Below are 13,555 nucleotides of genomic sequence, written 5' to 3' on the forward strand. Positions count from 1 at the left end.
CGACTACAGAACTGTAGTCAGCGCGGACGCGGTCTCCTGTGCGCCCGCGCGCCCGGCTCGAAAGGGGGACCCTGCCGTGAAGCGCGAGGACGCCACGGATCTCGCCGGTTCGACGGCGGTGGGAAGCACGATCGCTTTCGTGCTGCTGACACTGATCCTGACCGGCCGGGACGGCGGCCCTCTGTTCGGCGACGAGGACCTCACCTCCTGGTCGGCGGGACACCGCCCGGATGTGGCGCTCGCCGTGGCGCGCGGGGGCACCTACACCGGCACGGGGATCGTTCCGTACGTCCTGGTCGCCCTGGCGGGCCTCATTCTCGGTCGTACGGCGCGTCAGCGCGTCCTCGCCGTCATCGGCTGCCTCGGCTGTCTGGCCGCCGCACAAGCCGTGCGGTACGGGGTGATGTCCCTGGTCGCCCGTGCCCGCCCCGCCACGGCGGACTGGGCCACGCACGCCTCCGGCTGGTCCTTCCCCTCGGGCCACACCACCACGTCCGCCGTCACCGGCGGACTGCTCATTCTCGCTGTGCTCGCGCGAGTGGCTCACGGCAGGAAGTCGCTCGTCCTGGTCATCGGCTGCTGGGCCGCACTGGTCGGACTGTCCCGTGTCTACCTGGGAGTTCACTGGTTCTCCGACGTCCTGGGCGGCTGGCTGTTCAGCCTCTGCTGGCTGAGTCTGTGTACGTATCTCTTCGCACGGTTCGCTCCCCGTGCCTGGTCCGCGATATCGGCGCCCCGTCTCCGCCCAGGTCCCACGACGGAAGAGCGCCGCCATGCATCGCACGCCCAACGGGAAGTCCCCCCTCACTCTGCTCCGTAGCCATCTCGGATGGGCCGTCGGCGCGTCCTACCTCGCCGCCACGACGGTGCCGGCCCCGGGTCTGTGGCTGCGTCACCCGCACACGATCGGCGCGGCCGGAATCCTTGGAATCCCCTTCCAGACGCCGCATTTCCTGCTGTCCCTCGTCCTGTTCGCCGCGGGTCTTCAAGTGCCCCTGCACGAGCTGCGGGCGTTACTCGGCCGCCCCACCGCGCTGCTGACCGGGCTCGCCCTCCATCTGATCGCACCGCTGCTGATCATCCCCGGGGTCGCGTTCGCGCTGCGGCAATCCCCCGACAGTGACGGTGGCAGCGGACTGGTCGCGGCGATGATCCTGATCGTCGCCATGCCCGTGGCGGCCGGGGCCACCGTGTGGACCAGCAAGGGGGACGGCGACCAGCCGACGACGGTCGGCCTCGTGCTGGCGTCCACGCTCGTCAGTCCCCTGACGATCCCGGTCACCATGACGGCACTGTGCCCGCTGCTGAGCGGCGAGTACGCCGCGACGCTGGCCGGAACGGCACAGACCGCGGGGAACAGCTTCGCGCTCACGGAAGTCCTGCTGCCCTGCGGCGCCGGAATACTGTGCCGGCTCGCGCTGCCCCGCCGGCTCATGGACCGTCTGCTCGGCGCGGCGGTCCCCACGGCGATGCTCGGCTCGCTGCTGCTGACGTACATCAATGCCAGCGGTGTCCTCGGCCCCTTCGTCAGCCATCCCGAACCGGTGCTGTTCGTGGCCGCGCTGGCCGTCGCCGCCACGGTGTGCGGGCTGTCGTTCACGCTGGGCCGGATCACCGCCCGGGTGCTGCGTCTCGACGCACCCGCCGGTGCCTCCGTCACTCTGGCCTGCGGAATGAACAACAGCAGCGCCAGCGCGGTCCTCATCACCACGACGCTGCCCGACCGGCCGCATGTGCTGCTGCCGGTCCTCGCGTACAGCCTGCTGCAGAAGGTGGCGGCGGGCGTGGTCGTGCGGGCCGGGCGGGGGCGCCGTGCGCGCGCATGACATCGTGGAGATCGACTCGGGGCCGGCCCGCCGCGCCCCCACCTGACCCTGCCTCCACAGGAGTTGACTGACATGTCCGAGCTGCCGAAGTCGACCGGAGCCCCCGCCCATCAGAACGTGACGTTCCCCAGCGCCGGGGACACCGCGCACGGCTATCTGGCGCTGCCGCCTTCCGGGCAGGGCCCCGGAGTGATCGTCATCCAGGAGTGGTGGGGCCTGACCGACCACATCGCGAATGTGGCGGACCGGCTCGCGGCGGAGGGCTTCGTGGCCCTCGCGCCCGACCTGTACGGCGGCAATGTGGCGCACGACAGCGGCGAGGCCTTCCGGATGATGAAGGAGCTGCCGGTGTCGCGCGGCGTCGAGCTGCTCTCCGGTGCGGTCGACCATCTGCTGGCTCTGCCCGAGGTCACCTCGGACACGGTGGCATCAGTCGGCTTCTGCATGGGCGGCGGCTTCGTCGTCTACCAGGCCGCGGCCGACCCGCGGGTGAGCGCGGCGGTCCCGTTCTACGGCGTGATCCAGGGCGAGCTGCCCGACTTCTCCGGCCTGAAGGCCCAGATCCTCGGTCACTACGGCGAGCTCGACACAAGCATTACGAAGGAGAACCTGGAGCAGCTCAGCGAGGCGATCCAGCAGCAGTCCGGCATCACCCCGGACCTCCGCCTCTACCCCGCCCAGCACGCCTTCTTCAATGACGGCCGCCCGGAGACGTACGCACCCGAGTCGGCCGCGCAGGCCTGGGAGCGCACGGTGGCCTTCCTGCACGAGCAGTTGGGCTGACACCTTCGCCGGCCGGCAGCCCGCCCCGGGCGATCCCTCGTGGGCGGGCGGCGGCCGGGCCGTCTGCTGAGCGGCGAGACCCTCGATAAGACCCTCGATCGCAAGGAAGTTCCCGGGTTCCTCTCAAGGACTGGCCGTGTCGGCCTTCTCTCGTGCTCTGTCGAGGCTGGTCAGCAACGCGTCGAGGTCGTCTCCATGGCTGTCGGAGCCGGCGATCAACTCGGCGACGTGACGTCGCACATTGCCCTTGCAGTCGAGCATGTCGCTGTCGGGAACCCGGCCGGCGTAGCGGACCAGAATCCGTGCCGCTTCGGGGGGCGACATGAAGGCCACGGTCCCGGCGCTGTGGAAGGGGCGGGCCTGGCCCTCGCGGTAGGCGACCTCCGCTCGGTAGATCCTCGTGCGCCCCTGCTCCTTCTCGTAGCCGTCCTCCTTGTCCGGCTCGCCCAGGGTGAACCGGACCGCTTCGGCTTTTCCTGGCGGAATCTCGAAAGACCTGCTGAGAAGGGCGCCGGCCCTGGCGGTGTCCGGAACCTTCGCGGTGCCCGGGCCCTTGGCGCTGTCCTGGCCGGTATCGGGCAACACCACGTCGAAGCTGCCGGTGACGGAAACCTCTCCTCCCGTGGGCGGAAGTTCCGGCGAGCAGGGCTCGCGTGCCGGGTAGACGGCTTTCACCGTGATACGGAAGTCGGTCACCACAGCCACCAGGTTGCCGTTGTTGCGCAGAGTCAGCAGGACACTGACGCCTTCGGTCGTGGTGCGCTTCGATGTGCTGCCCTCGTCGGCCCGCAACGTCGCTGGAATTCCCGAGGTCTGTTCCACGGCCAGCGACAGGGACTCAAGTCCTGGCTTGGGCCGTGTATCGGCCTCCCAGGGGTTGGGCAGCCACCCGAAGAACACACTGGTGAAAGCCAGGGCAGCCGCACTTCCAAAAGCCACCAGTGCGGTCCTTATGGAAGGGGAACCGCCCGTCTGCCGCTGCCCGTCAGCGGCTTCCGGCGCGTCCGGCACGCCACTCGATTCCCCCATGCGCGCCCCCCAGCACAAAGCACCCGTGACGGCAGTGTGGCGGTCTCCCGCTGAGGTGCGCCAGGGCACACCGGGTAAACGACACAGGGCAGTCCGGACAGGTTGTACGGGCGGGTAGGCGGGGGCTCGAAAGCACTACCGTGACCCTGGTGACACCCCGAACTCCGAACGCCGAGGGCCTCATAGCCGATATCCCTGCCCTGGGGACGTATGCCCGTACAGCTACGCTGCTCCGTCCGACCGCAGGTACCCCAGGGCTGCTCGACAGCTCCGTCGCGGGACCGTTTCTGTGGCCCGCCGACGAAACCTGGCCCGTGTGCCGGGGACCGCACCTCGTCGAAGTGCGAGAGGGACTCTCCGAGGCAGAACGGGAAGCTCTGCGGCGGATCGACCGGAACATGCGTGCGCGCCGCGCCGGGAAGCCGGATGCGGCATGGGAGATCAGCGAGGAGGACGCCGATGTCCGGTCCCGGATCATGGACGGCGCCGGCGCGCTGGACATGGTCACGTGGGAGCGGATCCGTCGCGTACCGGTCACGTCTGTCGCCGGTGTACCGATGCTGGGAGTGCTGCAACTTCACGCACGGGACGTGCCGGCGGCCGCGTGGCCTGAGGGCACGGATGTGCTGCAGGTGCTGTGGTGCCCCGAAGATCACAGCGGCCTTCCGGGGCAGTCGGACTACTGGGGGCCCGCGGTGGAGATGCGCCACCGCTCGGCCGCGACCGTGTCGGCCGTGCTGGATCCGCCCGTGCCCGACGACATCGGCGGGCGCCGCGCGCCCCTGCCCTGCGTTCTCGACCCGGTCGAGGTGAACGATCTTCCGGACCAGGACGAACTGCCCGCGGAGCTCCTCGCCGCGGCAGAGCCCTGGGCCGAGCGGCACGGCCTCGATTTCCACCGCGGCCTCGCCTGCCATGAGGGGTGGAAGGTCGGAGGCTGGCCCAGCTGGCACCTGACCGACCTGATGCCGGTCGCCTGTTCCTGCGGTGCCACGGCGCGACTGTTCCTCACGATGGACAGCGGTGGCGACCCGGGGGTGAATGTAGGCCGGTTCGGTGAACTCCGCGTCTTCACCTGCCCGGTCGACGCCTCGCATCCCCCTCGCCTGAACATCCAGTAGCCGGGGGCTCCGGGCACGAGGCCCCGGCAGACATACGTGGGCCCGGCAGACGTACTTCTGGGAGACATCCTTTCCCCGCACGGGAGTTACCTGACAGTAATCCCCGGTGATTTGATGTGCGGCGCCACTCAACCCCCTTCACCCACAGGGAGATCCAGTGCCGCTCTCCTCACCGCGCCGTACCCAGGGCGCAGCCGCCCTCGTCGTCTCGCTCGCCGCCGCGGGCCTCGTCGGGGCCGCGCCCGCGTCGGCGGAGGCCTCGACCGCGACCGCGCCGCCGATGCGCGTGCTGACGTACAACGTCTTCCTCATGAGCAAGAGCCTCTACCCGAACTGGGGGCAGGATCACCGCGCCGCGGAGATTCCGAAGACCTCGTTCTTCCGCGGGAACGACGTCGTCGTGCTGCAGGAGGCGTTCGACAACGCGTCGTCGGATGCGCTGAAGAGCGCGGCGGCGGGCGAGTACCCGTACCAGACACCGGTCGTCGGGCGGAGCAAGAGCGGCTGGGACGCCACTGGCGGGGCGTACTCGTCGACCACGCCCGAGGACGGCGGGGTGACCGTGCTGAGCAAGTGGCCGATCCTGCACAAGGAGCAGTACGTCTACAAGGACGCGTGCGGCGCGGACTGGTGGTCCAACAAAGGGTTCGCTTATGTGGTGCTGAATGTGAACGGCATCAAGGTGCATGTGGTGGGAACCCATGCGCAGTCGACGGACTCCGGATGTGGCGCGGGTGAGGCCGCGTCGATGCGCAGCCGTCAGTTCAAGGCGATCGACGCGTTCCTGGACGCCAAGAACATCCCGGCGGACGAACAGGTTCTGGTCGCCGGTGACTTCAACGTCGACTCGCGCGGCTCGGAGTACGCGTCGATGCTCGCGGACGCCGACCTGGTCGGAGCGGACGCGCGGACCGGGCACCCGTACTCCTTCGACACACAGGAGAACTCCATCGCGCACGACCGCTACCCGACCGACCCGCGTGAGGATCTGGACTACGTCCTCCACCGCGCCGGTCACGCGCGTCCCGCGGTCTGGAAGAACGAGGTCCTCAAGGAGCAGTCAGCGCCCTGGACGGTGAGCAGCTGGGGCACCGACTACACGTACACGAACCTCTCGGACCACTACCCGTTGAGCGCCTACACGGGCTGAGCGCAAAGGGCCCCTGCCCTGCCGGACCGGCAGGCCGGGCAGGGGCGCCCCTTGGCCTCACTGCCCCCGCGTGTGGAGCGCGTCGAGGCGGGCCATCTCGTCGTCCGTGAGCCGCAGCGCGCCCGCGGCCACGTTCTCGGTGAGGTGGTCCGGGTTGCCGGTGCCGGGGATGGCGAGCACGTGCGGGCCCTGCTGGAGCGTCCACGCAAGGCGGATCTGCGCGGGGGTCGCGCCGTGGGCACGCGCGACGGCGAGCACCTCGTCGTCGGCGGAGTCGCCCGGGCCGAGTGCGCCGCCCTTGCCCGCGATCGCGAAGAACGGCACGAACGCGATGCCCTGTTCGCCGCAGGTGCGCACGAGGGCATCGGTTCCGGGGTCGGGGAAGTCGAGGCCGTACTTGTTCTGCACGCTCACCACCGGCGCGATGGCCAACGCCTCGGTGAGGTGCCGGGGTTCGACGTCGGAGACGGCGAGGTGCCGGATCAGCCCCGCGTCGCGCAGTTCGGCCAGTGCGCCGAAGTGCTCGGCGATCGAGTCCTGCCGCATACGGCGCAGGTACACCACGTCGAGGTGGTCGCGACCGAGCTGGCGCAGGTTCTCCTCGACGTGGCCGCGCAGGTCCTCGGGCCGGGCCGAGGTGCCCCACTCCCCCGAGTAGTCGCGGAACGGCCCGACCTTGGTGGCGATGACCAGCTCGTCCGGATACGGGGCGAGCGCGCTGTTGATCAGTTCGTTCGCGGAGCGCAGCGACGAGAAGTAGAAGGCGGCCGTGTCGATGTGGTTGACGCCCAGCTCGATCGCGCGCCGCAGCACGGCGATCGAGCGGTCGCGGTCGCTCGGAGTGCCGTGATGGAAGGCCGCGCTGCCCGTCAGCCGCATCGCGCCGAACCCGATGCGGTTGACGGTGAGATCTCCAAGGTTCCAGGTGCCCGCAGCTGCCGCGGTGATCGTTTCTGAGGTCATCGCGGCAGTTTCGCACACGTTTTACGGAGCCATTTGCGCTACAGCAGCGGAGTACAGCAACCAATCCAACCGCAGCCGCGTGCCAACGGCCCTCTATGGCCGACTGACCAGCCCACCAAACCCTCAATAGCCCCCAGCGGAGAGTTCGGGACGAAGAGGTCGTGCCAGATCGTGCGGGGAACAACGGGGAATGGCGGGGACCAGGTCGCCAGCTAGTCAGGCCCCGTAGCCGGTCCGCCGCAGGTCATCAGAGCGACATCCCGTGGATCACCTGAGCTTCCCAAGCTGAGAGTGCGAGTTCGCGTCTCATCAACCGCTCCATGCGAACTCCCCGGTCGATGACCCGGGGGTTCTTTGTTGTCTAGACCGGCGGGTCGGACGCGCAGCACCACAACCGCACCATAAGACCCCGGCTAGATGCCCGTGGACTTCTCCTTATGGCGCGAGGAGTTGCCCTTGGGGTGCTTCGCACGCTCGGCGCGAGGCATGTCATGGAGCCCCGCAGCCACGTCACGCTGCCACTCCTCGTCGGAGTGCCGACAGATCAGCGCGGCCTTCTCACTCACCCACAGACTTGGATCGACCTCGCGGCTTCCATGCTTCTTCGATCTGGAACCACACAACGGTTCCACCGAAGCGGCTCGGGCCTGCGGCCCAGGAGTCCGCCAGCTCGTCGACCAGGCAAAGCCCCCGTCCGTGCGCATCACTGGCATTGGGGCTGCGCAGCCGCACTTCCGCGGGGAACCCGGGGTTGTGGACGTCGACCCGCAGGGCTTCCCCCAGGCGAGACCACTCAACCCGCACCCGCCAGGATTCCTCGGCCTCTCCGTAGAGAATCGCGTTCGTCACCAGCTCGGAGAGCATCAGGACACAGTCGTCGATCGAGCAGGCCAGGTTGTACGGGGCGGTGAACTTCCGGAACCATCGCCTCGCCCGAGCCACGGACTCGGGCACGGGATAGAGGGTCATGCCCCCAATCGGCGATGATCCGGCAACCGAGGCTTCGGACTCTTCACGCGCATCCGCCATGAGCGCCACTACTCCCTAGCGGTGCCGCCACAGTCGAGACAGCGCCGCTTGGACGCAGCACGGACGCGAGCATCAGCGGCGGAGAGCGCCAGGGCGGAGCAGGAGCTGACGCGCTTCCGCCCTCGCCCCCGGCATCCACGGCAGACCGCTTCCCGCGAGACGTGCCGCAACTCCCCGCACTCCTGGCTCACGCTCATGCCCCTTCCGGTCAAGTGGCCTTAGCCACTTACTGGATAGTGGCATTAGCCACTTGAAGCCACAAGCGGTTCGCGAAGAGAAGAGCGACTTTCTAGCTGATCGGGCAGCCCTGCTCGAACGCCCAACGTCCAGGCGGGTACGTGACCTCGGCGAACTCCAGAGGCCGATCCTGCATGTCATAGACCACGTGGTGCACAATCAGGACGGCTGCTCCGGGCTCAAGTTCAAGGTCAGCGGCCTCGTCCTCAGTCGCCAGACGAGCGCACATCCGGTCTTCGGCATAGCTTCCCTGGCGACCCGTCATGTTCTCGACGTACATGAGCGTCCCCTCCTGAATCCGGTCAGGATCACGGAGCTTGGGGGCCCGATCGCCGACGTCTGCACCAAACCACGAGGTGGAGATGGTGATGGGTCCCGACTCATTCTTGGTCACGCGGCGACGATGAACGGCTCGGGCTCCAGCCGCCAGACTCAGCGCCTCGGCCACGTAGTCGGGGGCCTCCAGCCAGCCGGCGGAGGTGATCACCGCATACTCGCCCGGCGTGCAGATCTTGCCAGTCTGCTTGGCGCGACCGTAGAGCTCCCGAGCACGCCGATTCACCGCGAGGCCCCGCACGTAGGTACCCGACCCCTGGCGCTTCTCAACCAGGCCTTGATGACTCAGGGCCTCCAGCGACCTCGCCGCCGTCGGGCGTGAAACGCTCCAGTCGGCAGCCAGTTGACGTTCCGACGGAACCTCGTCGCCAGGCCTCAAGTCGCCTCGCAAGATCTGATCGCGGATGTGGTGTGCGATCTGGAGGTACTTGGGCTGGGTCGCTTCGATCTGCGGCATCGGAGCCCCTCCCTAAGTGGCTATGACCAGTAGCCACTATAGGGTGAGTGGCCAGCAGGGGAACCCGTACGCTGACAAGGGTGACCCGCTTGATCGTGGCAGCAGGAGGAGGGGGCGACGCAGTCGCCGCCTCAATGCTCGACGCAGCCCTCTACGGAGATAGCGACAGTCCGGCGGTGATCCTCACGTACGCGTGGGACCGCCTCCTGATCGATCCAGTGCCAGGCCCCCGAGGGCCGGCGAACTTCACAGGCCTCCGGCCCCTCACACGAAGCGTCTGGACCGTCCCGGCCGACGCGGCACCGGTCGCCCCCGCAGGCTCGACACTCCCCCGACTGGCAGCCGAACTCCCCCACACCTTCGCCCTGATCGATCCCCTGCACGGCGCCGAGGGCATCACCCGCCAACTCGAAGAACTCATCGAACACCTGGCCCCCGAGTCCATCGACCTCCTCGACGTGGGCGGCGACATCCTCGCCACAGGCAACGAACCCACCCTGCGCAGCCCTCTCGCCGACGCCCTCACACTGGCCGCATGCTGCCAAGTCAACGCACCCGTAAGGCTCTTGGTCGCCGGCCCAGGTCTGGACGGCGAGCTCCCGGCCGAAGTTCTGGCCGACCGCATGGGCCCGGCAACCCTGACGCTCACGGCTGAGCACGTCGAACCGGTCAGCTCAGTCCTGGAGTGGCACCCGTCCGAGGCGACAGCGATGCTGGCAGCCACAGCCCGCGGAGTCCGCGGCCTCTGCGAAATCAGGGACGCCGGCCTACCGGTCCCCCTCACCGACGACGGCCCCACCGTCCACGAAGCGGACCTGGACGACGCCCTCACCCGCAACGAGCTCGCACGCGCCATCCTCGCAACGGAGACCCTTGCCGAGGCGGAGCAGTACAGCCGCGAGGTCTGCGGATACTCAGAGATCGACTACGAGCGAAACAAGGCCAGTTGGCTCGGCAGTCAGCCGGAACAGAAGCTCGACCCAGAAACCACGCTCCGCCAACTCGACCAGTTCGAGGCCAAGGCCCGCGACCATGGCATCACACACACGACGTTCCGCAGGATCACCGAGGCTCTCGGCCTCAACGGCAAGCAGCGCCAGGACCTCAGAGCTCTACTGCTCAGCAGCCGGCCGGAGCAGTACGCCGCTCCCCTGTGGCGTATCCCAGCCGAAGTCTAAAACTGCCGCTGACCTTCGTCGGCTGAGGTTCAGACGGGCCGTATCGAAGGCGCCCCGCAGCCAGCCGAACGCGGCCTGCATCGGGCGAAGTTGGGCCGTCCCTGGGCCGTCCGAGATCGCTCGGCAGTGGCCAAGGACGACCAACGACGACCATCAGGCGTACTGGTCCACCGCTCCTGAGCAGGGAAATCGCAGGTCACCAAGATCCCCGACAAGACCCAGGGCAAGAAGAAGCCGAGGCCACAACGGCAATCGGCTGGTCAGGGCGTCTCATCGCCTCCACCATTGGCTCATGGATCGGTTGCAGCACAGCGCTTGGCAGTACGTAGCGGAGGTACTCCCACCCGAGGAGCTCCCGATGCTCGCCGCGCATGCGCTCGTCGACGGGCATGATTCCCCTGCCCTGCGCGAGCTCGCCGGACTGCCGCGCAGGAGCGACGAGACCGAGATCCGTGAGCTGTATGTCCAAGCCCTGCACGAACTCGGCATACCTCTTCCCGACGAGGAGGCAGCCGGCCGATGCCTCCTCACGAGACTCGCGTTCGGTCTCGCGAAAGACGAGCTGAGCCCCAAGGACGTAGCCGACCGGTTGTCAATGACGGTCGCGGCCCGCACCCAGGAGGAAACACGGTTCCTCTCCGTCGCAGCGGACTACAGCGAATGGATCGGCCCTGACGACCTCCCGGGATGGGAGAACGATCTGAGAACCGCGGCCCACTCGTTGACCGCCTCTACCGACCTCGGCGCCGACATTGGCGTGCCGAGTTCGCGGCGCGACTGACTCACCCGCCTGAACGTGCTCCCGTGCCAATCCCGTGCCAGATACTGCGAGGAACCACGGGGAACAGCAGCCACCCCACCCAGCACACCCTCAGGCCATGACGCCGCTCAGCAGCAGGTCAGCAAGCCTCTCGGCGCCGTAGAACCCGAGCTTCCCAAGCTCAGGTCTCGGCGGAGATCAACGTGCCTGCCGCCGGTCTGTCACCCCGCACCGTCCGCGTGGTCCGTGCTGACATGTCGTGCGGCAGGATGTCTCGCTATGAGCGATGTTCCTGTCCCTCCCGATAGAGCCGCCGAGTTCATCGAGCGAGGTCGGCAAGCCGCTGCCAGGGAAGATTGGAAGGCCGCTGTCACTGCCTGGATCGCTGGTTCCAATGCCGGCAGTGTGGAGTCGGCGAACCTGGTGCTCACGGGGATCGCGCCTCTGAAGGCTTTGGCCGATGCCGGGGACATCGACGCGCAGGCCCTGGTGGCCGGAGCGCTCCTCGACTTCGTGGACGATTCGGCTCTGCCGATGGTGCTGGCCTACGCAACAGCCGCGGCACGGGTCGGGCATCCCGCGGCCCAGCGCACTTTGGGCTTCATGTACCGCACCGGCCGCGGAGTGCAGGCAGACACATTCCAGGCCGAGGCCCTCTTCACAGCGGCCGCGAAGGCTGGCGACGCATACGCCGCGTTCAACCTGGCGGGCATGCACATCAACGGCGATGTCCGGGTGAAAAACCACGACGAGTGTCTGCGTCTGCTGCGCCAAGCAGTCGAAGGGGGCGTGACACAGGCCGCTGCCGTACTCGGTGATCGCCTCGCCGCGATCGACGAGGACACCGAAGCGCTGAGCTGGTACCTGCATGCCGCGGAGCGAGGCCACGCGGGTGCGATGTACGCCGCCGCTTGCTGGTACCGCGACGGCCTGGGCGCAGCGCCGGACCCGGTCCAGGCCGTGCGGTGGTTCCTGGCCATGCTCGACCGCGGCAACGGAGACGGGATCCATGAAGCGATCCAGCTGGTGAAGCACGGCATGACCGAAGAGCAGATCCGCAGCGCCGGCGAACTGGCCGACCGCTCCGCCGAAGCCGAAATGCTCATCACCATGGCCCGCGAGCGTGGTTGGTGAGGGTCCACCAAGGCCGCCGCTGCCCGTCTCAGTTTCCGTCTCATTCAGCCCGGTTCACCGGCGTTCACCCAAGACCCGGAGCCGACCCCAGCCTGGTAACGAGCCGCCGATGAACGCAGGTGAACGCCCCCATACACAGCCCATCACCCCACCAACACAGTTGGAAAGAGTGTGGCGCGACGGCGTACCGGATGAGAGCTGGGGGAACGGCTGGGCTGAGGAGGACCAGACCGCCTAAATCCAGATCGACCAAGCCCCGGCAACCGTGGCGAGCACAAGCCCTGTCGTGGCGAGCCATGCTGGGCCACGAAGATCGTTCATTGCCTGCTCCCAGACCAATCGCTGGGCCCACTCATAGGTGTGCGTGAGGCGCCCCGTGTTGAAGGCCGGTTGCCGGATGGCGTACATGGCTGCGCTCTGCGCCTCGCTCGACTCGTAGGTGCCCTCCGGAGCCCCGATGACACTGTCGATAGCGTCCAAGTCACTAGCCAGCTTCCGGTAGTCCCTCCGAAGGGCCTGGCCACCCCAGATGATGGCAATCAGCGGGAGCAACCCCCCTGCCACGGTGATCAAGGCCAACGTCAACTTCATGGTCGGACCCTAGGGTGCACCCACGAACTTGGGTACCGGGCTGCTGCGTCACCGAGGGCGCGAGGGCCATGACCCCGGCACCCTCGGGGCCGTCCCTGAGCCGTCCAAGGGCAGCCAATGACGACAGACGACGATGGCTTTCCTCCTGGTCAGAGGCTGCACGTTGGGGCCCACCGCAGGCGCCATCCGCGAAGCCATGTTGAGGAACACCAGTGGACTTCTGACATCCACATCTGACAACAACGAGGCAGGACGGCAGCACACAGCGCCGCCCCTAGGCGATCGTCGGATCAGCCGACGGCAGCACCAAAGGCGGGCATAGATCGAACTCCTAAAGCGGGTGTCGCTGGTTCGAATCCTGCCGCGGCCATTGACATCGGCGGGTGACATCAAGCGTCGTCCATGAAAGACCTAGGCCGATTTCCCCGTCAAGTGGCGGACCGTACGGAAGAGGATCTTCGCGTACAGGGTTGTGGCCGCACCGACGATGCTCGGCACCACTGCGAGGGCGAGGATGCCCAGGAGGGCGGGCCACTGGCGCATCTCGGCGTAGCAGCCACCCGTCTGCTCAGCAAGGTCGAACAACGGGGCATGGCACCGGGCACCACTGGGGAACTCGTGGGGAACGAGCAGCAGGTAGAGGAACCACACCCACATGGCGATGGCCACGAGCACCCAAAATATGGACCACTTCTCGATTCGCTCGGCGTCCCGCTGGTACTGCTCCACGCGCACGTCGCCACTCGATGGCGCCACTTGGGCCTGCTCGTCCACGAGTTCAGCTCCCCGTTGTGCCGGCGACTCCCGCGGTGGGAGAGCCCGGGCGCGGAGCATGCCAGACAGTGGCCGACCCGGTCGCGGCGAACAGGCACGCACCACAGCCGCACCAGATCGAGCGGGAGACAACGGGGAACAACGGTGACAGCAAGCGACGCCGAAGCAGTCGTAGCCCACCTGTTTG

General features: G+C 67.9%; 15 protein-coding genes. 8 read left to right on the top strand and 7 right to left on the bottom strand.

Annotated elements, in window-relative coordinates:
* Positions 1 to 76: 76 nt before the first annotated feature.
* The 3 genes from AB5J50_RS04600 (at position 77) to AB5J50_RS04610 (ending at position 2,609) form a co-directional block, all read left to right on the top strand.
* On the top strand, positions 77 to 820 hold the full coding sequence (locus AB5J50_RS04600; RefSeq protein WP_369255112.1) for a phosphatase PAP2 family protein: 744 nt from the start codon (positions 77 to 79) through the stop codon (positions 818 to 820).
* Positions 774 to 1,826, top strand: coding sequence for a sodium-dependent transporter (locus AB5J50_RS04605; protein WP_369255114.1), 1,053 nt, complete (start codon positions 774 to 776; stop codon positions 1,824 to 1,826). Before AB5J50_RS04600 ends, AB5J50_RS04605 begins: the two co-directional genes overlap by 47 nt.
* Before the next feature lie 72 nt (positions 1,827 to 1,898).
* On the top strand, positions 1,899 to 2,609 hold the full coding sequence (locus AB5J50_RS04610; RefSeq protein ID WP_369255116.1) for a dienelactone hydrolase family protein: 711 nt from the start codon (positions 1,899 to 1,901) through the stop codon (positions 2,607 to 2,609).
* 123 nt (positions 2,610 to 2,732) lie between these two features.
* Here the strand turns inward: AB5J50_RS04610 and AB5J50_RS04615 are convergent, their stop codons facing one another.
* Positions 2,733 to 3,548 (bottom strand): hypothetical protein, encoded by an 816-nt coding sequence (locus tag AB5J50_RS04615; protein WP_369255118.1) that lies wholly within the window; start codon positions 3,546 to 3,548, stop codon positions 2,733 to 2,735.
* A gap of 488 nt (positions 3,549 to 4,036) precedes the next feature.
* On the opposite strand from AB5J50_RS04615, the gene AB5J50_RS04620 reads away from it, so the two are divergent.
* Together AB5J50_RS04620 and sph are read left to right on the top strand one after the other, a co-directional pair.
* Positions 4,037 to 4,759: a hypothetical protein gene (locus tag AB5J50_RS04620; protein ID WP_369255120.1), complete on the top strand. Its 723-nt coding sequence runs from the start codon at positions 4,037 to 4,039 to the stop codon at positions 4,757 to 4,759.
* Between the two features lie 157 nt (positions 4,760 to 4,916).
* Positions 4,917 to 5,909: a sphingomyelin phosphodiesterase gene (sph, locus tag AB5J50_RS04625; RefSeq protein WP_369255122.1), complete on the top strand. Its 993-nt coding sequence runs from the start codon at positions 4,917 to 4,919 to the stop codon at positions 5,907 to 5,909.
* Between the two features lie 57 nt (positions 5,910 to 5,966).
* Here the strand turns inward: sph and AB5J50_RS04630 are convergent, their stop codons facing one another.
* From AB5J50_RS04630 to AB5J50_RS04645, 4 genes are all read right to left on the bottom strand, one after another.
* Positions 5,967 to 6,872, bottom strand: a complete 906-nt coding sequence (locus AB5J50_RS04630) for an aldo/keto reductase (protein ID WP_369255124.1) — start codon at positions 6,870 to 6,872, stop codon at positions 5,967 to 5,969.
* A gap of 413 nt (positions 6,873 to 7,285) precedes the next feature.
* Positions 7,286 to 7,438 carry a hypothetical protein gene (locus AB5J50_RS04635; RefSeq protein ID WP_369255126.1) on the bottom strand — a complete coding sequence of 51 codons (153 nt, stop codon included), beginning with the start codon at positions 7,436 to 7,438 and terminating at the stop codon, positions 7,286 to 7,288.
* Positions 7,431 to 7,901, bottom strand: a complete 471-nt coding sequence (locus AB5J50_RS04640) for an ATP-binding protein (protein ID WP_369255128.1) — start codon at positions 7,899 to 7,901, stop codon at positions 7,431 to 7,433. Before AB5J50_RS04640 ends, AB5J50_RS04635 begins: the two co-directional genes overlap by 8 nt.
* A 289-nt stretch (positions 7,902 to 8,190) precedes the next feature.
* Positions 8,191 to 8,931 (bottom strand): GntR family transcriptional regulator, encoded by a 741-nt coding sequence (locus tag AB5J50_RS04645; protein WP_369255130.1) that lies wholly within the window; start codon positions 8,929 to 8,931, stop codon positions 8,191 to 8,193.
* 80 nt (positions 8,932 to 9,011) lie between these two features.
* On the opposite strand from AB5J50_RS04645, the gene AB5J50_RS04650 reads away from it, so the two are divergent.
* The 3 genes from AB5J50_RS04650 to AB5J50_RS04660 all read left to right on the top strand — a co-directional run bounded on the left by AB5J50_RS04650 (position 9,012) and on the right by AB5J50_RS04660 (position 12,003).
* Positions 9,012 to 10,109, top strand: coding sequence for a DUF1152 domain-containing protein (locus AB5J50_RS04650; protein WP_369255132.1), 1,098 nt, complete (start codon positions 9,012 to 9,014; stop codon positions 10,107 to 10,109).
* A gap of 358 nt (positions 10,110 to 10,467) precedes the next feature.
* On the top strand, positions 10,468 to 10,890 hold the full coding sequence (locus tag AB5J50_RS04655) for a hypothetical protein (protein ID WP_369255134.1): 423 nt from the start codon (positions 10,468 to 10,470) through the stop codon (positions 10,888 to 10,890).
* A 258-nt stretch (positions 10,891 to 11,148) separates the two neighbouring features.
* The gene (locus tag AB5J50_RS04660) at positions 11,149 to 12,003 is read left to right on the top strand and encodes a tetratricopeptide repeat protein (protein ID WP_369255136.1); all 855 of its coding nucleotides are present in this window, start codon (positions 11,149 to 11,151) and stop codon (positions 12,001 to 12,003) included.
* A gap of 234 nt (positions 12,004 to 12,237) precedes the next feature.
* Here the strand turns inward: AB5J50_RS04660 and AB5J50_RS04665 are convergent, their stop codons facing one another.
* A complete protein-coding gene (locus AB5J50_RS04665) occupies positions 12,238 to 12,594 on the bottom strand; it encodes a hypothetical protein (protein ID WP_369255138.1) in 357 nt (118 codons plus the stop codon).
* A 411-nt stretch (positions 12,595 to 13,005) separates the two neighbouring features.
* Positions 13,006 to 13,368 (bottom strand): hypothetical protein, encoded by a 363-nt coding sequence (locus AB5J50_RS04670; RefSeq protein WP_369255140.1) that lies wholly within the window; start codon positions 13,366 to 13,368, stop codon positions 13,006 to 13,008.
* Positions 13,369 to 13,555: the final 187 nt, after the last annotated feature.

It is taken from the genome of Streptomyces sp. R35 (assembly GCF_041053035.1).
GTDB classification, from domain to species: Bacteria; Actinomycetota; Actinomycetes; order Streptomycetales; family Streptomycetaceae; genus Streptomyces; species Streptomyces lutosisoli.